Genomic DNA, 20,065 nt, shown 5'->3' with positions numbered 1-20,065 from the left:
CAGAATTCACCGCCACAACGCCACAGAATCAGGACGGTGGATCAGGGCTCAGCGAGGTTCGGAGCGGTACGCATGGACCAAAACCTCCCCGAGAGCGACGCCGCGATGGTGACACGCTCACCTTCCTCGAAGGCTTTCGCTGCGACATGCGTGTTGGACTTGTGCGTGCGCTCAGCCTCTGTAAGTGCCGTCTCCACGTCACTGCCGACGTGCATCGAGAAGCGCTTGTCGCGATCGCGGGCGTCGAGAAGGCCGATATTGGTGGGAATCAGCCTGTCCAGCTTCGAGAAGACTTTGAAGGTGTCGTATCCGCTGACTGGTCTCGGTTCGTGGCCGAGCACCGCCTCGACGAGGTCATCGAGACTGTGCTTCGTGTCGGAACAGTGGACGTAGAGGATGCCTTGACCGCGATCGAGGTACATCGCGAGCAGCGTGTAATCAGTGGCACGAAGTGACGGGATATCTCCCCACCGCAGGTCAGAAATAGTCTCGACAACGAACCAGGCAATAGTGTTCTCTGCGTTGAGGCTGATGAGGTCGTCCAACACGGAGTCCCCGTAGATGTCCCGTGCCGCGAGCGGGTTCCAGTCGGTAGTGGATGTCGCGAAGGCCTTGGCGCTCATCTTGGGTTCCAGGAGTCCGACGGGCACATCCGGCGGGTTGTCGACGAATGATGCCTCAAACTCGCTAACCTCGTTCGCGCGCTCAGTGGCGCGCTCAGTGATATCGCTGAGCACCTTGTCCCAGTCTGGGTCCTCGCGAAGAAGGAACCGCATCGGCGAGAGTGCGTGGCGTGGCTCTTGGCGCACGAAGACGCTCGCCCTGCCAATCGGGAGTGGAGATGATGTTCTGGCGAGACGGCCGATGAGTTGCACCATTGGGCTCAGCGATCTGTGCGCGTCGTGGAATGCCCCCACCTTCAGAGTCGGTAGATCGAACCCTTCTCCAAGCATGTCAACACAGACGATCACGCGGCTGGTCCGGGCTCGCATCGCCCCAAGCGTCTCTGCTCTACGACGGGCCGACATCGAGTCGTAGATGACCTTCGGCGTCAACTCGGGGGCAATGCGTGTGTAGAGCGCGTGAACTTCATCTGCCCTCGCCTTCGACCCCACCCGTGCCAGCAGCAGGTGCTCGTGACCAGCGGCCAGGTCTGCTCGCAGCCGCGAAACCGCGGCCACAGCCAATGCCTCATCGTCATCGTCCAGATCGAGCACCGCACTGAAGTCGATGGTGCTGAAGTAACCCTCCTTTTGGGCTTCGCGTAACGGGAAGCGGAAGATGACCCGGCCCGGCAGCGTCAATCCGTCGCGACGGAACGGCGTTGCAGTGAACAGAAGCGTCGGCCGGTTCGCGAAGACCCGGATGATCTCTGTCCATGTTCGAGCCGGAGCGTGGTGCGCCTCGTCAACGAGTAGGTGCGTGAAACCCTGGAAGAAGACCCCGCGCACCTCCGGCTCGTTGGCGTGTATCGCGTTTGGGGTCGCGACCACAACGTTCGCCGCTTCGACAAAGGCTCTCGCCTCGGCATCGTCGGCGAACCGCCCCTCTAGCCGTCCCACCCTGGGGCGTAGCGCGGAGCGGTCGACAATGCCTTCGAGTTGAAGGATTCCCAGGGTCTCAAACTTGGTGGCGATCTGATCTCGAAGCGCGGTTGAGGGAACTACCACGAGCACGCGCTCGGGGCGTTGCGCAACCAGCCACGCCAGCATGGTCTCTGTCTTCCCAGTGCCGGTCGGCATGACGACGATCCCAGGCTCAGATAGACCGGACGACTGATAGCCGACGATGGAATGAAGTGCCGCGATCTGCGGGCGCCTCAGGCTGTGGGGCTGATCATGAGCGGTGAATCCAATGGCACCGTCGAAGGATCGGATGACATCGCTCGCTTGAACTGCCTCTCGACCACCAGCCCATTTGATCTGGGCGTTCTTTGATCGGCGGACCGGAAGCCTCGCCGCAAGCGGCCCCTCGGTTGGGAGTTCAGCGGCGCGGGTTACGGGCCACTGTCCGAAGGGCGTGCTCACCAATTCGAGGCCCGACTCAGCCTCAATTGCCTCGACGTTGTCATACGCCGGAACCAGCAACTGACGGACTACGTTCTTGCCCGCCACGTGCGGCGTCGCCCAGACATCCTCGGTCCGGTATTCCACATCGAGCCTCTCTCTTCTTCGCCTACCCAGGGAGCACGACTGCCAACAAGCGCGTCGCGATCAGCCCTTGGATGACCTCGGGTCGTTCCCGGGTGCGATCGTGTCTTGCGCGCGGATCGTCCCTTTGAGCGAACGGACCTGTAGCTCGCCGCCTCCGTCGTTGCCGAGGATCGTGCGGGCGCGCTGAATGCCTTCGACCTGTGTGGAGGTTACGGCGCTGGCGCGATCAGCTCCTGGCTTCCGCACCTCCCAGTCGCCGTCGCTTCGACGCTGGACTACTCGCTTGTTGGGTTCGGTCATGATCTTTCCTTTCTCGGATGGGACTGCTGCCCACTACTTCCTGTTGTCTGGATGGTCTTTCACCAGCGTCAGCTTGGGCTGGGGATCGTCGATGTCAGCTAGCCGTCGTATGTGACGAGGCGTCATCTGGAGGTCTTCCGCGACCTGCGTCAGCGGCACACCTGCCTGGTCAAGCAGCTCAAGCGCGGACTTCAGGAGTTCCGGCCGCTCGCCGGGATAGTCGTGAACCGGCATGGGTCGCCGAGCGATCCCATTCAGCGTGATGTACGCGCGACGGGCTGTGGACTCCGAGATAAGATCAAGCTCCCGGGACCGGAAGATCAGAGAGTTGATGGAGACCCCCCACAGCTGGCTAAGTTCCTCGTACCGGTTGAAGTTGATGCGCCGAGGCAACTGGTCACGGATCGCATCGCGAGGAGTGAGGAACTCGGCCGCGAACATGTCTGCCTGCCGCTCAAGTTGGCTATCTGTTCCTTGCCGGCCGTGATGAAGGACGATGTGTCCAAGTTCGTGCGCGGCCGAGAACCGATGCCGCATAACATCGTTGGCCTTGTCTGGGGTCAGCACGATCATGGGACGTGGCAGTGCGGTGGTCGAGAAGGCGTCGATCCGGCTCTTCTCGTCAAGTGCGAGGTCTTCCTTCATGGAGAAGAAGACTGTCAGGATGCCATGCTGTTCAAGCTCGTACACGAGGTGATTGATCGGCACGGTCCCGAGCATCCAGTGTTGACGCATGGCTCGCGCTGCTGTCACGGGGTCGGGCACATCCGATGAGTCGACCTGCGCCCAGGTAGGGAGGTCTAGATCAGGGAACTCCACGCTCTCTTCGAGGTAGCAGCTGAGTTCCCAGGCTTGTTCGACATACGCAGTCGCTTGCTGCTGTTGCGTGACAGTCGTTGAACGGAGTCGACGGAACGACGCTTCAGCGATGTCCACCTGGACGCGTGGACGCCCGAGCGCGAAGAAGCCCGGCGGAACACCGAGCGCCGTGGCTAGGGCAGCGACCGTCTCTGCGCGGGGACGCACCTCTCCACGCTCGTACTGCCCGATCGCGGCGGCCGATACGCCAACCTTGCGATGAAGGTCAGCCTTGGACATCTTGCTGATCCGACGAGCCTGAGCTAGCCGCGCTGGGTCAAACATCCTGGCAACCGCCGCTAGGTCAGCGTCGCCTACGTACTCAGTCGGCATGGGTCAGTTGCCTTCCTGCTCGGACCGCCGCTGGCGCAGCTTCACCGAGGTACGCGGACGCTCGCTGCCGTTGAACCCGGCGACAGGCTTCAACATGGTGTGCGGAGCATCGACCGAAGAAGGCGTGCGCTCATAGGTGAGCCGCTCGGGGTCTGCAAACTCCAGGTACCGGCCGTTCAGTCGCGCAGGTGCGAAGTAGACCGTTCCCACACCCTGCGGCGTACTGCTGTAGTAGGGAACGAAGAGCGTAGTGCGAGGCACAGCCAGTTCGACGTGGCTGAGCGCATCCTCAAGCGATGCAGGCTGATCTCCTTCGAGAACGTCACTGATGTCGAAGAGCCCGGGGTCCGAGTACTTGACGTTGCTCGTCTTCGAGAGGAGTTCACGGCGCGAGTCAGGCAAGTAGCTGAGCCGAACACGGCGAACGTTGCGCGGCATCTGCTTGCCCACCCGTTGCGCGAAGATGAGTGTGTTGCCGACGAAGGTCAGCATCCGTCGGGTCGTCGGGACCTTTGCCTCCCGATAGGTAGGTAGGTCGGACAGAAGTGTGCGGAGCTCCTTCTGCACACCACGGGCCATGCCAGCCCCGTACACGTCCTGGTCCCCATCGGGATCGTCATATGCTGCCTGAGCGCGGGCCGAGCGATCCTGGCTGCGCTGGATCGCGGTCGGGATTCGTTCGCGGAGTGCCGCGAGCTCTGCTGGCTGGAACTCGCTGCGCCAGTCGTCGCTGTCGTGTTGCTGAGCCACCGGGGCCTCCTTCGTCGTCACGAAGGACTCTAGCACACAACTTTAGTATCACGCGGCAATCCGTCAGAGTTAGCACCAACAGGATGGCTGCCGAGGTCACTCTTCACTCGGCTCAACACCCTCAGTCTGTCAGATCGGACCCGGCGAGTCGGTCAAGACGCGAATCGTCGGTGTCATCCACGATGAGTCCAGCCTCGACCAGCGCTGCACGTACTGCCTTGCGGTCCACGCCCATCCGGCGACTGATCGCTCGCATCGAGACGCCCGCTCGGGCGAGGCGCACGGCCTCGGCCTTCTCGTCGATTCCCAGCCCTGGTCGGCGGCTCGGCACGTTGCGGCGACGCAGGTGCGAGAACACGGTGGCGCGGTGGATGCCGTACCTCTCGGCGAGTGCCTTGACGCTCATCCCGGCGAGGTAGTCGCCGACGAGCGCGTCCACCTCGGCGGCGGTGAGAAAAGTTTGAGCCGTCTCGACAGTCCTCACGACGGGGCCACGATCGTCCTTCGGAGCGGTATTCTGGGGGCGTCGAGAGACCTCGTAGACTCCACGGTCTAGGCGGTTGACCAGCGTTTTTGTCTTGGGGGCGGAGTTGCCGAACGTACTACTCAGGCACCCCACGGCGAAGGCCCCCCGACCGATCGGTCGGGGGGCCTTCCGCATCCCCCGCGACCCCCGTCGGGCCCCTCGCGAGAGCGGCCCCGCGACACTCGGTCACCCATGCCAGGATGGGGGCATGCTCCGCCGCTCTGCCGTCATCTCGTCGATCCTCGCCGTGCTCACGGCCCTCGTGCTCCTCACCGTCCCCGGCCTGTCGGCCTCGGCGCACTCGGCGCTCGTGTCCTCGACGCCGGAGGACGGGGCGTCGCTCACGACGATGCCGGCGACGGTGACCCTGGAGTTCAACGAGAACATCCAGCAGCAGGGCACGCAGGTGATCGTCGCCGACCACGCGGATGTCGCCCACCCGGTGACGCCCCAGGTCCACGGGCCCACGGTGAACGCCTCGATCCCCGAGGGACTGCCGCCCGGCCTGGTCCACGTGCGCTACCGGGTGGTGAGCGCCGATGGCCACCCCATCACCGGTGAGATCTCGTTCACCGTCGAGGGTGGGCCCACGTCCGCCCCGACCACGGGAGGCAACGTCGCGCCGGCGGTCCCCGCGCCCACGGCGAACCCCACCCCGGCCGACGGCGACGGTTCCACGACGATGATGTACGTCCTCAGCGGCGTCGCCGCCGTCATCATCGTCGTGGGCGGCATCGTGGTCTTCCTCTCCGGACGACGTCGCCGCTGACACCGCACTCCGACGATCTCGCGCCGGCTCCACGGATCCTGTTGGTCCTCTTACGGCCGCGCCCCCGGGACCTCCGGACGCCGACACGACGACGCCCCCGACACCACCATGCCGGGGTGTCGGGGGCGTCGCCGGGTGTACCCGAGTGCGAACCGACGGCTCAGCGTGCCGCGCGGACCGCGTAGCCCTCGTGGACCCGTGGGCGCCAGTGACGCTGCGGGGTCACCGCCCGGTCGAACGCCTGCGCCTGGGGCGCAGCCGCCCGCCGGACGATGCGGGCATGCGTGAGGTAGCCCGCCTCGTCGAGGTCGGCCGCCAGTGCGTGCAGCGACGTGGACGACAGACGGAGCGTCTCGAGGTCCACGATCGGCCGGACGAAGTCGCGGTGGCAGTCCCACCAGAGCTCACGCAGCACTTGCGCGAGCATCTGGCGCTGCTCCGTACTCATCGCCCGCTGATCGATGATGCCGCCATACGCGGTGATGTCGTTGGTCATGCGATCGTTCCCCCCTTGCTTGCCTTCATCGGTGTGCGCCGCGCTCCCGACCAACCGGTTTCCCGGCCGTCTCGCCTCCCCAGGACGACGCATTGGAAAAACTGTACGACACACGTCCAGGACGCACGACAGACAAAACTGCAGGCAGAGCCGCCGATGACGCCTGCTCGCGTCCCTGTTTTCCGCCTCCGACGTTCGCGCGCAACGCGATTCGTCGATCGCGGTGTGGTCGCCGCGAGGCGGCTACTCGCCCGTCACGTATCCCAGCCGTGATGCCGCGCCGCCGACGGATCGTCGTTGCGGGGGAAGGCGACTCGCGATCTCGGGCCCGGTCGCACGGCGTGCGCGCAGATCATGCGCGCACATGGGTACAACAGGTGCCCACCGCGCGTGTCGCGACCGTGCCCGACGGGTCTTCGAGCCCGCCCTCGGGCCCGCCCGCGCGGTCCTCCTCCGGGAGGGTTCTCGGTCCCCGCCGAGACCCGTCGACCGGCCCCCGGCGATTGCCCGAGACGGGCGCAGATCGGCGCCGACGGCCTTGTCCCGATGCACGATTCGAGGCCCCGCACCCACTACCGTTACCCCGTTCGAATCTCGCCGCCCGGCGAGCCTCTCCACCTACCCTGACCACAGGGGTGCCAGACCGGAGTGCCCACATGAGCATCTTGCGAACGAAATCGGTGGAGGCGTCGATCGCCCACACCGACGAGCCGGAGCACCGACTCAAGAAGAGCCTCACCGCCGTCGACCTCACGGTCTTCGGCATCGGCGTCATCATCGGCGCGGGCATCTTCACCCTCACCGGACGGGCCGCCGCCGATTACGCGGGGCCCGCGATCGTCATCTCCTTCGCCATCGCCGCCGTCGCCTGCGGCCTCTCGGCGTTATGCTACGCGGAGTTCGCCTCGACCGTCCCCGTGTCGGGGTCGGCCTACACGTTCTCCTACGCCACGCTCGGTGAGATCGTGGCCTGGATCATCGGCTGGGACCTGCTCCTCGAGATGATGCTCGGCGCGTCGGTCGTCGCCCAGGGATGGTCCCAGTACTTCGTCCTCTTCCTCCACAACCTGGGCGTCCCGTTCCCCCACTCCCTCGCCCCGGGCAACGGCCCGTTCGACCTCGCCGCGTTCCTGCTCGTCGCCGTCATCACCGCGCTGGTCGCCTACGGCATCAAGGAGTCCATGCGGGTCAACCTGGTGTTCGTCGGCATCAAGCTCTTCATCGTGCTCTTCGTCATCGTCGCCGGACTGCGATTCATCAACCCTGCCAACTACACCCCGTTCATCCCCGCCGCACAGCCGCCGGCCGAGTCCGCCGCGAGCATCCTGCACCAGCCCCTGTTGCAGATCTTCTTCGGCCTCAACCCGACGGTCTACGGCTGGGGGGGAATCCTCGCGGGCGCCTCACTCGTGTTCTTCGCCTACATCGGTTTCGACGTCGTCGCGACGACCGCCGAGGAGGCGCGCAACCCGCAGCGGGACCTGCCGGTCGGCATCATCGCCTCGCTCATCATCTGCACGTTCCTCTACGTCGCGGTCTCGCTCGTCATCACCGGCATGGTGAAGTACGACCAGATCAACCCCAAGGCGGCGCTCGCGGCCGCGTTCGAGAGCGTGGGCCAACCCTGGGCGGCGACACTCATCTCCGCAGGGGCCGTGGCCGGCCTGTTCACCGTCGTCATGACGCTGCTCATCGGGGCGACCCGCGTGATCTTCGCGATGTGCCGTGACCACCTGCTGCCCCCGAGTTGGGGCCTCACCAACCCCAGGACCGGCACGCCCGTGCGTCTCACCGTCGGCATCGGCCTGCTCGTCGCGCTCGTCGCCTCGCTCACGCCGATCGGGGAGCTCGAGGAGATGGTCAACATCGGCACGCTGTCGGCGTTCGTGCTCGTCTCCCTCGCCGTGCCGGTGCTCCGCCGCCGGCGCCCGGACCTGCAGCGCTCCTTCAAGGTGCCGCTCTCCCCGGCGTTGCCGTGGATCGCCGCCCTCACGTCGCTGTACCTCATGCTCAACCTGCCGCTCGACACATGGCTGCGGTTCCTCATCTGGATGATCATCGGCTTCGCGATCTACTTCACCTACGGCTACCGCAACAGCCGCCTCAACAAGGAGCCGGAGCTCCCCTTCTTCGAACACTGACCATCCGCGCGCGCCGAGTCGCGTACCGGCCTCACTCGCGAGGGCCGTCACCGGGAGACCCCGGGGGCGGCCCTCGCCGGGTCCGGGCGCGAGGCGTCCCGCGACGACCGCGTCGGGGGCCGACCACGACGATGGGGCGGGCTCGAGGGCGCAGGGCGGGTCGTCGCCGTCCCGGCATGAGAAAGGGGCCCCGGTCGCCCGGGGCCCCTCGTCTTCTGTGCGCCATCAGGGACTCGAACCCCGAACCCGCTGATTAAGAGTCAGCTGCTCTGCCAATTGAGCTAATGGCGCGCAACGAGGAAGAACGTTACCCCGGGGGCCTCGGAATCTTCAAATCAGCTGGTCAGGGCGTTTCGTGTGAGCGAGCAGCCCGGGCTGCCTCGCCCGGATCCGGGGACAGCGAGGACCCCGCGGACCTACGGTGAGACAAAGGCCACGACAAGGAGATTGCGCCATGAAGGCACTCGCCAAGACCCACGCCGGCCCCGGCCTGGAGCTCATCGATCGTCCCGAGCCGGTGTGTGGCCCTCAGGACGTCAAGATCAGGGTTCTCGCCGCGGGCCTGTGCGGCACCGACCTGCATCTCGAACAGTGGGACGAGTGGGCGGCCCGAGAGGTGCAGCCCCCGATGACGATCGGGCACGAGTTCTTCGGGGAGATCGTCGAGACCGGCGAGGACGTCACCTCCTGCCACGTGGGTCAGATGGCCTCGGGTGAGGGGCACGTCGTGTGCGGGACGTGCCGCAACTGTCGCGCAGGACGTCGACAGATGTGCATCAACGTCTCCAGCGTCGGGGTCAACCGCGATGGCGCCTTCGCCGAATACGTCGTCATCCCCGCCTCCAACGTGTGGGTGCAACCGCGCGACATGCGCCCCGAGGTCGGGGCGCTGTTCGACCCTCTGGGCAACGCGACGCACACCGCCCTCATGTACCCACTGGTGGGTGAGGACGTCCTCATCACCGGAGCCGGCCCCATCGGCGTCATGGCTGCGGCCATCGCCCGGCATGCGGGAGCCCGCTACATCGTCGTCACCGACGTCTCCGACGTCCGCCTCGGCCTCGCGCGGGACGCGGGTGCCGATCTCGTCGTCAACGTCGGCCGCGAGCACATCATCGACGCCCAACGGATGCTCGGGATGTCGGAGGGTTTCGACGTCGCACTCGAGATGTCGGGCAACCCCGCCGCGCTGCGCGAAGCGATCGAGAACATGAACCACGGCGGCAGCATCGCGCTCCTCGGACTGCCCAAGGAGGGCTTCGCCATCGACTTCGGCAAGGTCATCACCCACATGCTGACGATCCGCGGCGTCTACGGGCGGGAGATGTACGAGACCTGGTACGCCGCGAGCGCGATGCTGCAGACCTCGACGCTGTTGCAGGACACCGTCAGCTCGGTCATCACCCACACCTTCCCCCTCGAGGAGTGGCCCGCCGCATGGGAGACAGCCCGTTCCGGCCACTGTGGCAAGGTCGTCCTCGACATCGCCGGCACCCTCTGAGCGCCACCTGCACCCCCGCACCCCGCACCCCGCACCCGCACCCCCGATCAGGAGATCCGATGACCGACTTCGACGGCTCGATCGCCGCCACCCTCGCCGAGATCCGCGACGCGGGCCTCTACAAGAACGAGCGCGAGCTGCTCTCCCCGCAGTCCGCGCACGTCCGCACGACCGCCGGCGAGGCGCTCAACTTCTGCGCCAACAACTACCTCGGCCTCGCCGACGACCCCGAGGTCGTCGCCGCCGCGCGAGCCGCGCTCGACGAGTGGGGTTTCGGCATGGCGAGCGTCCGGTTCATCTGTGGGACGCAGGAACTCCACAAGCGGCTCGAGGCCAAGATCGCCGAACTCGTCGGCATGCAGGACGCGATCCTTTACTCGAGCTGCTTCGACGCCAACGGCGGCGTGTTCGAGGTGCTGTTCGGCGCCGACGACGCGATCATCTCCGACGAGCTCAACCACGCCTCGATCATCGACGGCGTCCGGCTCTCCAAGGCGAGGCGATACCGGTACAAGAACGCCGACATGACGGACCTGCGCGCCCAGCTCGAGGCCGCGACCGAGGCGGGGTCTCGCCGCAAGGTCGTCGTCACCGACGGCGTGTTCTCGATGGACGGGTACTACGCTCCGCTCGCCGAGATCTGCGATCTCGCGGAGGAGTACGGCGCGCTCGTCCTCGTCGACGATTCCCACGCCGTCGGGTTCGTCGGCGAGCACGGCCGTGGCACCCACGAGCGATGCGGTGTCCTCGACCGCGTCGACCTCGTCACCGGGACTCTCGGCAAGGCACTCGGCGGAGCTTCCGGCGGGTACGTCGCGGGCAGCGAGGACGTCGTCGCCCTCCTGCGACAGCGCTCACGGCCCTACCTGTTCTCGAACGCCGTGGCCCCCACGGTCGCCGCCGGATCGCTCAAGGCCATCGAGCTGGCGCTCGCGGGCGACGACAAGCGAGCCGCGCTCGAGCGCAACTCCCGCCTGATCCGCGAGCTGATGACGGAGGCCGGCTTCGATCTGCTCCCCGGTTCGCACCCGATCACCCCGGTGATGTTCCCCGGCGAGGACGGTGCCCGTCAGGCCACGCAGATCGCCGACGAGATGCTCTCCCGCGGCGTGTACGTCATCGCCTTCTCCTACCCCGTCGTGCCGACGGGTAAGGCCCGGATCCGCGTACAGCTCTCCGCCGCACACAGCGAGGACGACGTGCGCACCTGCGTCCAGGCGTTCATCGACGCGCGGGAAGCGGTCGGGTGACCGCGGGTCCCGTGCCCACCGCCCATGCACGGTGACACGCCGTGCGGGCACACGGCACACCGAACGGGCGGGTCCTCACCTGGTGGGGACCCGCCCGTTCGGTTCGCTCGAGGCGTCGTGGGCGCGCGGCGTGCGCGTCCGGTCAGCGACGGGTGCGGTTGTAGATCGCGAGGGCGACGAGCAGCACGACCGCGCCGACGGCCGGGCCGACGACCTCCAGGCGGAGACCGCCCTCGGGGGTGCGCGTCGTGCGGTCGACGAAGCCCTTGGCCTCCTCGACCTGGCGCTTGGCGACGTTGGCCGGCTTCACGCGGTAGGCGAGCTCGTCGATCGTCGCGGCCAGGTCGTCCCGGTTGCGCGCGATGTCCTTCTCGATCTCGTCGAGCGACCGGTTCTCCTTGGGGCTCATCCCCGGCTCCTTCGGTGTGGTGGGTGTGCACCGGAGAGCCTCGGCGGTCCGGTGCTGCGGCCTACGTCTTCCCGGCGACGATAACCTACCCCCGAGCGGCGCGCTCATGCGGCGCGGCGCGTCGTGCGGTGGCGCATCTCGCACCCGTGCTCGACGCCTCCGGCTCGTCGAGGCCTCGGGCGGAGCGGAGCCCGCACCGCGGGCGTGCCGCCCCTCCCCCGCGACCGCCGACGCCCGGTCACCGACACCCCCACCAGCAGCACCCCACGTCCCGCCAGACCAGGAGGAACCCATGACCCGTCTCGCCGAGGGCGACGCCGCCCCCGACTTCACCCTCACGTCCGACACCGGGGAGCAGGTGTCGCTCTCGGACCTGCGCGGACGCAAGGTCGTGCTCTACGCCTACCCCGCTGCGATGACCCCGGGGTGCACCACCCAGGCGTGCGACTTCCGGGATGCCCAGGACCCGTTCACCGCCGCCGGGTACGCCGTCTACGGCCTCTCCCCCGACTCCCCCGAGAAGCTCGCGCGCTTCGTCAACCGCGACCACCTCACCTTCCCGCTGCTGTCCGACCCCGACAAGGCGGTGCTCACGGCCTACGGGGCCTACGGGGAGAAGACGATGTACGGCAAGAAGACCGTCGGCGTCATCCGGTCGACCTTCGTCATCGACGAGGACGGACGTGTCGCCCTCGCCCGGTACAACGTGCGCGCCAAGGGCCACGTCGCCTCGCTCGCCAAGGCCCTCGGCGTCGACCTGCCGGCCCCCGAGGCGTCCTGAGAGGTGCGCACCCCCGCCGGCCCGGCGCCGTCACGTTTCGGCGCCGGGGGTGGCGGGCCGATAGCCTTCCCCCGACGCGGGAGTGGTGAAACTGGCAGACACGCAGGATTTAGGTTCCTGTGCCCCCAGGGCGTGAGGGTTCGAGTCCCTTCTCCCGCACCGAGCGAGGCGTCGACGCGTCACGACCGGGCGGTCCGGCGGGGAAGGCGCATGTCACGAGATCACCGCGTCCCACACCTGATCTCACACCGGAGCCCAACCCTCACACCGGAGCCCATCCCCTCCGGTGTCGACGCTGCCCTCCGGTCTGAGCGGGCACCACGTCCTCGTTCCATCACGGGTCGAGCCAGGCACGGGTGCACGCAGCGAGCGCCCAGGGTGGGGGCGATGATGCCGACATGAACGCCACCCCGGGGATCGACCGCTACGCACTCGACTACGGATGGGGCCACGAGCCCGGGTGGACCGACGAGACCGAGATCACCCTGCTCGGCGTCATCCAGGGCGAGGCCGCGACGACTGCCGTGCGGGAGTGGGTCGCCTCCCTCCCGGAGAGCGAACTCCCCCGTGAGCGCGGCCGCCACTACCACGGCGGCGCGACGATGGAGATCGTCGAGGACGGTCCGAGCGGGATGGGCCTGGCCCTGAGATCGGTCGGGGAGGACGCGTTCGACAGCGTCGCCTGGTACGCCGACGTCGTCGCCGACCTCGTCACCGAGCCCGGCGACCCCGCCACCACACTCACCTGGACCCAGTTGCCCTTCGGCGCCAAGCCGTAGGGGTGCCAAGCCGTAGGGGTGCCAAGCCATAGAGGTGCCAAGCCATAGAGGTGCCAAGCCATCGAGGTGCCAAGCCATCGAGGTGCCAAGCCCTAGAGACCCCGAGGACGCGGCCGAGGCCCCGCCGGTGGGACCGTCAGCGGGCCGGGTCGGACCGGCCGAGGAACTCGAGGATCGCGGCGTTGACCACCTCGGGCGCGTCCTGATTGGCGTTGTGGGCGGCGTCGGGGACGACGCGGTAGTCGGCGTGCGGATCGCGGGCGGCCCAGGCCCGCATCGAGACCGCGACGTTGCCGGACCGATCGGCCTCACCGCACAGCAGCATGAGCGGGTGACGCACGTGGTAGCCGGGCACCTCCCGCATCGAATGCGCGACCGCCCGCCAGATCGTGAGGAAGTCCCGCTTGCTCAACGAGGCGATCGCCTCCTGCACGAACCGCTGAGCCGGGGCGGTGAGCGCGATGGAGCGCGCCGTCACCCGGGCCAGGTGACGCATCGGCCAGAGCCGTAGCACCACCGTCGAGGAGCCCAGCCCCCACCGCTCCCACCGCGTGAGTCGGGCCGTGGCGCACGAGGCCCCGATGACGACGAGGGAGACGACCCGCTCGGGGTGGCGCAGCAGCAGGTCCTGGCCGACGAGCCCGCCCATCGACTGGCCGACGACGCTGAACCGGGTGTGGCCGACGGCCTCGGCCAACGCCACCGTGTCCTCGGCGAGGTCGGGCACGGAGAACGGCACCTGCCCGATCGGCCGGGATCGCCCGTGCCCGCGCTGGTCGACCGCGAGGACACGGTATCCCGCGCTCACCAGGGCGGGGACCTGTGCGTCGAACATCCCGTGGTTCATCGTCGCCCCGTGCAGGAGCACGACCAACGGGCCGACGGGCGGGCCGGAGAGCCAGGCGTGTACCGGGCACCCGGCGCGCGTGAGGACGATCGGTTGGGCGTGCTCGCTCATGTGCCCGATGCCCCCAGATACTCGGGCAGCACCTCGGCGAGAGCAGCGAACGCCTTGGCCCGGTGGGAGATCGCGTTCTTCTCGGCGGGCGGGAGCTCGGCGCTCGTACGGGTGTCACCGCCGACCTGGAGGATCGGGTCGTACCCGAACCCGTTCGTCCCCCGCGGCTCTCGCACGATCACGCCCTCGAACCGCCCATGGCGGGTGACCGTGCGCCCACCCGGCAACGCGAGCGCAGCGCAGCACACGAACGCGGCGGCGCGGTGCTCGTCGGGCACGTCGGCGATCTGCGCGAGCAGGAGGCGGAGGTTGGCCTCGTCGTCGCCGTGTCGCCCGGACCACCGCGCACTGAACACCCCCGGCGCTCCCCCGAGCACCTCGACCGCGAGCCCCGAGTCGTCCGCGAGGGCGGGCAGGCCGGTGGCGTTCGCCGCGAACGTGGCCTTGAGCAGCGCGTTCTCCTCGAACGTCACCCCGGACTCGACGACGTCGGGCACGTCGGGGAAGGCATCCATCCCGACGAGCTCGGTGTCGGTGCGGGCGAGGACGTCGGCGAGGATGCCCCGCAGCTCCCCGACCTTGCCGGCGTTCCGGGTGGCGAGGACGAGCTGCCCGGTCACCGCCGGACCTCGCGGGCCGGGCCGTCGAGCGCGGCCTGCTGCAGGCCCGTGAGCTCGGCGCAGCCGCCGACCGCGAGATCGAGAAGGCCGTCGAGCAGGGCGCGGTCGAAGGGCTCCCCCTCCGCCGTGCCCTGGACCTCGACGAAACGTCCGTCGCCGGTCATGACGACGTTCATGTCGGTCTCGGCGTCGACGTCCTCGACGTAGTCGAGGTCGAGGACCGGACGCCCCTTGACGACCCCCACGCTCACCGCCGCGACCGAGCCGGTGAGCGGCTGGGCCTTCGCGGCGATGTCGCCGTTCGCGCGGCCGGTCGCGATGGCATCGACGAGCGCGACGTAGGCGCCGGTGATCGCCGCAGTGCGGGTGCCGCCGTCGGCCTGCAGCACGTCGCAGTCGAGGACGACGGAGTTCTCGCCGAGCTGCCCCATGTCGACCACCGACCGCAGGCTCCGCCCGACGAGCCGGGAGATCTCGTGGGTGCGGCCGCCGATCTTGCCCTTGACGCTCTCGCGGTCGCTGCGCGTGTTCGTCGATCGCGGCAGCATCGCGTACTCGGCCGTGACCCACCCCAGCCCGCTGCCCTTGCGCCACCTCGGCACCCCGGGGCTGAACGACGCCGCACACAGCACGCGGGTGCGGCCGAACTCGACGAGGACACTGCCCTCGGCGTGGTCGAGCCAGTTGCGGGTGATCCGGACGTCACGAAGCTGATCGAGGGCGCGTCCGTCATGGCGGGGGGTGGAATCGCTCATGGCCGCAAGCCTACGGGCGGACGCCGACGACCCTTCGTGATGACCGCCCTCGCCGACCGCCGGTCGCGACACCGTCACACCGTCACACCGTCACACCGAACGAGGACAGCACGGCCGGCCGTCACTCCCGCGGCGCGCCGCCGACCTCGTACGTCGCGAGCGGGTCGGCGAGCTCGACCTCACGGCCCTGCCCGCACCACACCTGCGCGGCCTGGGCCCGGCAGACCTCACGGTCGTTCCACGCGGGGATGTGGGTGAGCATGAGCCGCCGCACTCCCCCGGCCTCCAGGGCGGCGCGGGCGGCCTTGGACCCGCTCATGTGGACTCCCTCGCCGTCGTCGCGCCCGTCCACGTAGGCCGAGTCGGCGAGGACGAGGTCGGCCCCCGCCATGAGTTCGGACAGCTGCGGGCAGATGTCGGTGTCGCCGGTGTAGGCGAGCACCGCGTCCCCGGTCTCGACCCGCAGCCCGTAGGCCTCGACGGGATGGAACACCGGGATCGGGGTGATCGTGAACGGCCCGACGGTGAAGGCGACCCGCGCCTCGAACTCCCCGAACTCGTAGCGCTCGTCGAGGGGCTCGGCCGCCTCCACGCCGTAGGCGCGGGCGAGGCGATCGTGCGCACCGGCGGGGGCGAACAGCGGCATCCGCGTCCCGCGGTGACGCCCCGGGGTGTACTTCAACGCGACGTAGAGGCTGCAGGCGTCGAGGCAGTGATCGGGGTGCAGGTGGCTGAGCACGACGGCGTCGAGATCGATGGGGTCGAGGAAGTGCCGCATGGGGCCGGTCGAACCGTTGCCGAGGTCGAGCGCGACCGTCCACGACCGGCCCTCGTGCTCGGCCTCGACGAGGTAGCAGGAGGCCGGTGAGGCGGGGCCGGGCATGGAGCCGGAACAGCCGACGACGTGGAGCTTCACGCGGGCACCCCCTGGGCGAGGTTGAGGTGGCCGATCTCGGGTCCGAGGAACCGACGGGCGAGCCGCGCGAACTCGGCGGGGTCACCGGTGGTGCGGAACCGGTGCTCCGGTGGCGGGGAGCCCTGCGGTCGGAGGGCCTCGGCGTCGGCGAGCACGCGATAGACGTCCTTGGCCGTCTCCTCCGCGCTCGAGACGAGGGTGACGAGGTCGCCCATCACGTAACTGATGACGCCGGTGAGCAGGGGGTAGTGCGTGCATCCGAGGATGAGGGTGTCGACCCCGGCCGCGGCGACCGGCTCGAGGTACCCGCGGGCCACGGAGAGGAGCTCCTCCCCGCCCGTCACCCCGGCCTCGACGAACTCGACGAACCGCGGGCACGGTTGGGACACGACTCGGATCTGGGGGGCCGCGGCGAAGGCGTCGACGTACGCGCGGCTGCGGTGGGTACCGGCGGTGGAGATGACACCGACGACGTCGTTGCGGGTCGCCGCCGCCGCCCGCCGCACCGCGGGGCGGATGACCTCGACGACCGGCACGTCGTAGCGCTCCCGGGCGTCGTGGAGCATCGCCGCGCTCGCGGTGTTGCACGCGATGACGAGCGCCTTGACGCCGCTCTCGACGAGCGAGTCGAGACACTCGAGGGCGAACCGACGCGTCTCGGCGATGGGCCGGGGCCCGTACGGCGCCCGGGCCGTGTCGCCGAGATAGGCGACACGTTCGTCGGGGAGCTGGTCCAGCACGGCGCGAGCCACGGTGAGGCCCCCGTAGCCGGAGTCGAAGATGCCGATCGGCGCGTCCTGCTGCACGCCTGCAGGATAGGGCCCGGCCCGTCGGCGCCCGCACACCCGTCCGACGTGACGTGCGTCGTCACACCGGGTGCCCACCCGCACCGCCTCGCGCGGAGGACCCGGGTCTCAGGGCCGGGTGGGGTCGAGACCCACGGGCGAGACCCCAGAGGTGTTCGTGCGGTGGCGCTCGGCGTGCTCGCGGTCCTCCGCACCGGGGTCGACATGGGTGGGATCGAGGACCCGCTGGAGGAAGGTGCGGGTGCGCTCCTCCTTGGGATCGCCGATGACCTGAGCGGGGTCGCCCTCCTCCACGATGACCCCCGCGTCCATGAAGATCACGCGGTCGGCGACGTCGCGGGCAAAGGCCATCTCGTGGGTGACGACCATCATCGTCATCCCCTCCTTGGCGAGCAGCCGCATGACCGAGAGCACGTCGCCGACGAGCTCGGGGTCGAGCGCGGAGGTCGGCTCGTCGAAGAGCATGAGGTCGGGGTCCATGGACAGGGCCCGGGCGATGGCGACGCGCTGCTGCTGGCCGCCGGAGAGCTGCGCGGGGTGGGCGTCGCCGCGATCCCCGAGGCCCACGCGGTCGAGGTTGCGCTGCCCGATCTCGCGCGCCTCGGACTTGGACCGGCGCAGCACGTTGGTCTGGGCGAGCATGCAGTTCCCGAGCGCGGTGAGGTGCGGGAAGAGGTTGAACTGCTGGAACACCATGCCGAGACGGCTGCGCACCTCGTCGATGTCGCAGTCGGGGTCGGTGACGTCCTCCCCCTCGATGAACACCGACCCGCGGGTCGGCTGCTCGAGGAGATTGACGCACCGCAACAGCGTGGACTTGCCGGAGCCGGACGGGCCGATGACGCAGACGACCTCGCCGCGCCTGATCGTGAGGTCGATGCCCTTGAGCACCTCGACGTCGCCGAACGACTTGTGCAGGTCGCGGATCGCGACGACGTCGTGTGGCGACGGTGGGGGCACGGCGCCGGGCGCCTCGGGGGTGCCGGCGGATCCGGCGGTGGGGTGTGCGGGGGTCGACACGTCAGCGTCCTCTCGCGTTGCGGGCCTCGAGCCGGCGGACGGCCCAGGCGAGCGGCAGGGTGATGAGCAGGTACGTGAACCCCGCGACGACGAGCGGGGTGAGGTTGGCGTTCGCGTTCGCGAGGTCGCGACCGTACTTCGTCAGTTCGTAGGCGCCGCGGGAGAGCCCGATGACGTAGACGAGCGAGCTGTCCTTGGTGACGAGGATGAACTCGTTGGTGAGTGGCGGGAGGATGATGCGGAACGCCTGCGGCAGCACGATCTTGCGCAGCGCCTGCCCGGAGGACATGCCGAGCGAGCGAGCGGCCTCGACCTGCCCCTTGGGCACGGCCTGGATGCCGGCGCGGATCGTCTCGGCCATGTAGGCGCCGCTCACGAGGCCGAGCGCCACCCACACGGTGCCGTAGGTGCCGAAGGGGATGCGCATCCCGGGGAAGGCGAGCGGCATGAGGCCGAACGCGAGGAACACGATGAGCGCCGGGACGCCGCGGAAGAACTCGATGTACACCGAGGCGAGCACGCGGTAGGGCGCCACCTGGGAGAGGCGCATGAGGGCGAGGATCGTCCCCAGCACCAGGCCGAACACGAACGCCCCGGCCGCGTAGGCCAGGGTGTTGGCGAACGCCCCCACCAGCGCCTGCTCGATCGTGACGAGGATGAGGTCGGGTCGGAGGAAGACGCTGACGATCTGCCGCCAGTCCGCGACGACGATCGCCAGGACGGCGAACGCGGCGAGCACCGCGTACTGCACGAACCGGACACGCCTGGCCCGCACACGGGGCGATCCGCGGCGGGCGACACGGCGGCCGGTGTCGCGGCTCGAAGGGGCGGCGCCGCCGTGCGTGCTCACGCCGGGGGTGGCGGGGGTCGGTGGTCGCGAGGGGGTGGAGGACACGGAAGCTCCCGGAACTGTCGACGTGGCGCCGCCCGGGTCACGGACGGCGCCACGTGGGGGTGTGGAGGGGAATCAGCCTGCGGTGGTGGGCGCGTCGGTGGGGGCACCCGTGGCGCCACCCGTGTCGCCGGCGACCTGGGGCTCAGCGCCGAACCACTTCTTGTACGTCTCCTTGTAGCGGCCGTCGGTCTTGGACGCCTCGAGGACCTTGTTGACCTCGTCGATGAGCTTCTGTCCGTTGGGGTCGTCCTTGCGCGCGGCGATGCCGTACTGCTCGCCGGTGTGGAACTCGGTGACGACCTCGGTGTCGGGGTTGTCCTTGGCGAAGTCGTAGAGCACGCCGTTGTCGTTGATCGCGGCGTCGACGTTGCCCGACTTCACGGCGTTGACGCTCGTGGGCAGGTCTTCGAACGTGACGACGGTGTAGCCGTTGGCGGCCGCGTTGTCCTCCGCGTACTTCTGCCCCGTCGTGTCGGTCTGCACCCCGAGCTTCTTGCCCTTCATCTGGGCGAGGTTCGTGATGCCGGACCCCTGCTTGGTGAGCAGAGCCTGCTCGGCGTCGAAGTACGGCTGCGAGAACAGCACGGCGTTGGCGCGCTCCGGCGTGATCGTCATGCCCGCGGCACCGACGTCGCAGCGACCGGCCTGCATCGCAGCCCCCGACCAGACCTGGTCGAACGGCACGTCGACGATCTCCTGGGTGAGGCCCATGTCCTTGGCGACCATGTCCATCATGTCGACGTCGAAACCGACGATCTTGCCGGAGGCGTCGGGGAACTGGAACGGCTTGTAGGCGAGGTGCGTGCAGACCGTCAGCGCGCCCGGCTTAACGAGCGTGACGCCACCGGCGTCCGTCGAGGCCGCACCCGGGGAACCGGTGTCACCCGAGTCGTTGCCGCAACCGGCGAGGGCGAGGGCGGCGACGGCGACCACCGCGAGGGAGCGGCGGGCGGAGAGAAAGGATCGAGGCACGGTCGGAGCTCCTGTCGTACGGCCGTCCCGCATCCGTGGCGGGCGGTGTGTGAGGACACATTCACACACGACGCCGC

Annotated in this window: 21 protein-coding genes and 2 tRNA genes; 7 read left to right on the top strand and 16 right to left on the bottom strand. The window is 68.7% G+C overall.

What is annotated here, in order from left to right; translation table 11 throughout:
- Window positions 1–41: 41 nt before the first annotated feature.
- From RT054_RS06435 to RT054_RS06415, 5 genes are all read right to left on the bottom strand, one after another.
- Window positions 42–2,153, bottom strand: a complete 2,112-nt coding sequence (locus tag RT054_RS06435) for a DEAD/DEAH box helicase family protein (protein ID WP_313022647.1) — start codon at window positions 2,151–2,153, stop codon at window positions 42–44.
- A 60-nt stretch (window positions 2,154–2,213) separates the two neighbouring features.
- Window positions 2,214–2,453, bottom strand: coding sequence for a DUF2188 domain-containing protein (locus tag RT054_RS06430; RefSeq protein WP_313022646.1), 240 nt, complete (start codon window positions 2,451–2,453; stop codon window positions 2,214–2,216).
- A 33-nt stretch (window positions 2,454–2,486) separates the two neighbouring features.
- A complete protein-coding gene (locus RT054_RS06425) occupies window positions 2,487–3,596 on the bottom strand; it encodes an XRE family transcriptional regulator (RefSeq protein WP_313022645.1) in 1,110 nt (369 codons plus the stop codon).
- Between the two features lie 51 nt (window positions 3,597–3,647).
- The gene (locus tag RT054_RS06420) at window positions 3,648–4,394 is read right to left on the bottom strand and encodes a hypothetical protein (protein WP_077351353.1); all 747 of its coding nucleotides are present in this window, start codon (window positions 4,392–4,394) and stop codon (window positions 3,648–3,650) included.
- A 121-nt stretch (window positions 4,395–4,515) separates the two neighbouring features.
- Window positions 4,516–4,878 (bottom strand): hypothetical protein, encoded by a 363-nt coding sequence (locus RT054_RS06415; protein ID WP_297105145.1) that lies wholly within the window; start codon window positions 4,876–4,878, stop codon window positions 4,516–4,518.
- Window positions 4,879–5,128: 250 nt separating this feature from the next.
- On the opposite strand from RT054_RS06415, the gene RT054_RS06410 reads away from it, so the two are divergent.
- A complete protein-coding gene (locus tag RT054_RS06410) occupies window positions 5,129–5,689 on the top strand; it encodes a copper resistance protein CopC (RefSeq protein ID WP_313022640.1) in 561 nt (186 codons plus the stop codon).
- 160 nt (window positions 5,690–5,849) lie between these two features.
- Here the strand turns inward: RT054_RS06410 and RT054_RS06405 are convergent, their stop codons facing one another.
- On the bottom strand, window positions 5,850–6,185 hold the full coding sequence (locus RT054_RS06405) for a hypothetical protein (RefSeq protein WP_312722546.1): 336 nt from the start codon (window positions 6,183–6,185) through the stop codon (window positions 5,850–5,852).
- A gap of 656 nt (window positions 6,186–6,841) precedes the next feature.
- Between RT054_RS06405 and RT054_RS06400 the strand changes: the two genes are divergently transcribed.
- A complete protein-coding gene (locus RT054_RS06400) occupies window positions 6,842–8,326 on the top strand; it encodes an amino acid permease (RefSeq protein WP_312722545.1) in 1,485 nt (494 codons plus the stop codon).
- A gap of 218 nt (window positions 8,327–8,544) precedes the next feature.
- Here RT054_RS06400 and RT054_RS06395 read toward each other — a convergent pair.
- Window positions 8,545–8,617 (bottom strand) — tRNA-Lys (locus RT054_RS06395).
- 163 nt (window positions 8,618–8,780) lie between these two features.
- On the opposite strand from RT054_RS06395, the gene tdh reads away from it, so the two are divergent.
- Both tdh and RT054_RS06385 read left to right on the top strand, forming a co-directional pair.
- The gene (tdh, locus tag RT054_RS06390; RefSeq protein WP_313022638.1) at window positions 8,781–9,827 is read left to right on the top strand and encodes an L-threonine 3-dehydrogenase; all 1,047 of its coding nucleotides are present in this window, start codon (window positions 8,781–8,783) and stop codon (window positions 9,825–9,827) included.
- 59 nt (window positions 9,828–9,886) lie between these two features.
- Entirely contained in the window at window positions 9,887–11,077 is a 1,191-nt protein-coding gene (locus RT054_RS06385) for a glycine C-acetyltransferase (RefSeq protein ID WP_313022636.1), read from the top strand.
- Between the two features lie 142 nt (window positions 11,078–11,219).
- Here the strand turns inward: RT054_RS06385 and RT054_RS06380 are convergent, their stop codons facing one another.
- Entirely contained in the window at window positions 11,220–11,486 is a 267-nt protein-coding gene (locus tag RT054_RS06380) for a DUF3618 domain-containing protein (protein WP_312722181.1), read from the bottom strand.
- 292 nt (window positions 11,487–11,778) lie between these two features.
- Here RT054_RS06380 and bcp point away from each other — a divergent pair, with 292 nt between their 5' ends.
- The 3 genes from bcp (at window position 11,779) to RT054_RS06365 (ending at window position 13,046) form a co-directional block, all read left to right on the top strand.
- A complete protein-coding gene (gene bcp / locus RT054_RS06375; protein WP_313022635.1) occupies window positions 11,779–12,267 on the top strand; it encodes a thioredoxin-dependent thiol peroxidase in 489 nt (162 codons plus the stop codon).
- Window positions 12,268–12,343: 76 nt separating this feature from the next.
- A tRNA-Leu gene (locus RT054_RS06370) sits at window positions 12,344–12,426 on the top strand.
- Window positions 12,427–12,665: 239 nt separating this feature from the next.
- A complete protein-coding gene (locus tag RT054_RS06365) occupies window positions 12,666–13,046 on the top strand; it encodes a hypothetical protein (RefSeq protein WP_313022633.1) in 381 nt (126 codons plus the stop codon).
- Window positions 13,047–13,182: 136 nt separating this feature from the next.
- On the opposite strand, the gene RT054_RS06360 is transcribed toward RT054_RS06365, so the two are convergent.
- The 8 genes from RT054_RS06360 to RT054_RS06325 all read right to left on the bottom strand — a co-directional run bounded on the left by RT054_RS06360 (window position 13,183) and on the right by RT054_RS06325 (window position 19,988).
- Window positions 13,183–14,004, bottom strand: a complete 822-nt coding sequence (locus tag RT054_RS06360; protein WP_313022632.1) for an alpha/beta hydrolase — start codon at window positions 14,002–14,004, stop codon at window positions 13,183–13,185.
- Complete coding sequence (gene rdgB / locus RT054_RS06355; RefSeq protein WP_312722188.1) at window positions 14,001–14,624, bottom strand: RdgB/HAM1 family non-canonical purine NTP pyrophosphatase; 624 nt, start codon at window positions 14,622–14,624, stop codon at window positions 14,001–14,003. The genes RT054_RS06360 and rdgB overlap by 4 nt, the downstream gene beginning before the upstream one ends.
- Window positions 14,621–15,379 carry a ribonuclease PH gene (gene rph, locus RT054_RS06350; RefSeq protein WP_312722189.1) on the bottom strand — a complete coding sequence of 253 codons (759 nt, stop codon included), beginning with the start codon at window positions 15,377–15,379 and terminating at the stop codon, window positions 14,621–14,623. Before rph ends, rdgB begins: the two co-directional genes overlap by 4 nt.
- 121 nt (window positions 15,380–15,500) lie before the next feature.
- Window positions 15,501–16,295, bottom strand: a complete 795-nt coding sequence (locus tag RT054_RS06345; protein WP_312722190.1) for an MBL fold metallo-hydrolase — start codon at window positions 16,293–16,295, stop codon at window positions 15,501–15,503.
- Window positions 16,292–17,101 carry a glutamate racemase gene (gene murI / locus RT054_RS06340; RefSeq protein WP_312722191.1) on the bottom strand — a complete coding sequence of 270 codons (810 nt, stop codon included), beginning with the start codon at window positions 17,099–17,101 and terminating at the stop codon, window positions 16,292–16,294. The genes RT054_RS06345 and murI overlap by 4 nt, the downstream gene beginning before the upstream one ends.
- 108 nt (window positions 17,102–17,209) lie before the next feature.
- Window positions 17,210–18,061 carry an amino acid ABC transporter ATP-binding protein gene (locus RT054_RS06335; RefSeq protein ID WP_313022650.1) on the bottom strand — a complete coding sequence of 284 codons (852 nt, stop codon included), beginning with the start codon at window positions 18,059–18,061 and terminating at the stop codon, window positions 17,210–17,212.
- 61 nt (window positions 18,062–18,122) lie between these two features.
- On the bottom strand, window positions 18,123–19,016 hold the full coding sequence (locus RT054_RS06330; protein ID WP_313022631.1) for an amino acid ABC transporter permease: 894 nt from the start codon (window positions 19,014–19,016) through the stop codon (window positions 18,123–18,125).
- Between the two features lie 72 nt (window positions 19,017–19,088).
- Complete coding sequence (locus tag RT054_RS06325) at window positions 19,089–19,988, bottom strand: basic amino acid ABC transporter substrate-binding protein (protein WP_312722195.1); 900 nt, start codon at window positions 19,986–19,988, stop codon at window positions 19,089–19,091.
- Window positions 19,989–20,065 lie beyond the last annotated feature (77 nt).

It is taken from the genome of Mobilicoccus sp., from assembly GCF_032060985.1.
Lineage (GTDB): Bacteria > Actinomycetota > Actinomycetes > Actinomycetales > Dermatophilaceae > Mobilicoccus.
The sequence above is the reverse complement of the archived record's forward strand: the minus strand, read 5'-3'. Positions and strand labels throughout refer to the sequence as shown.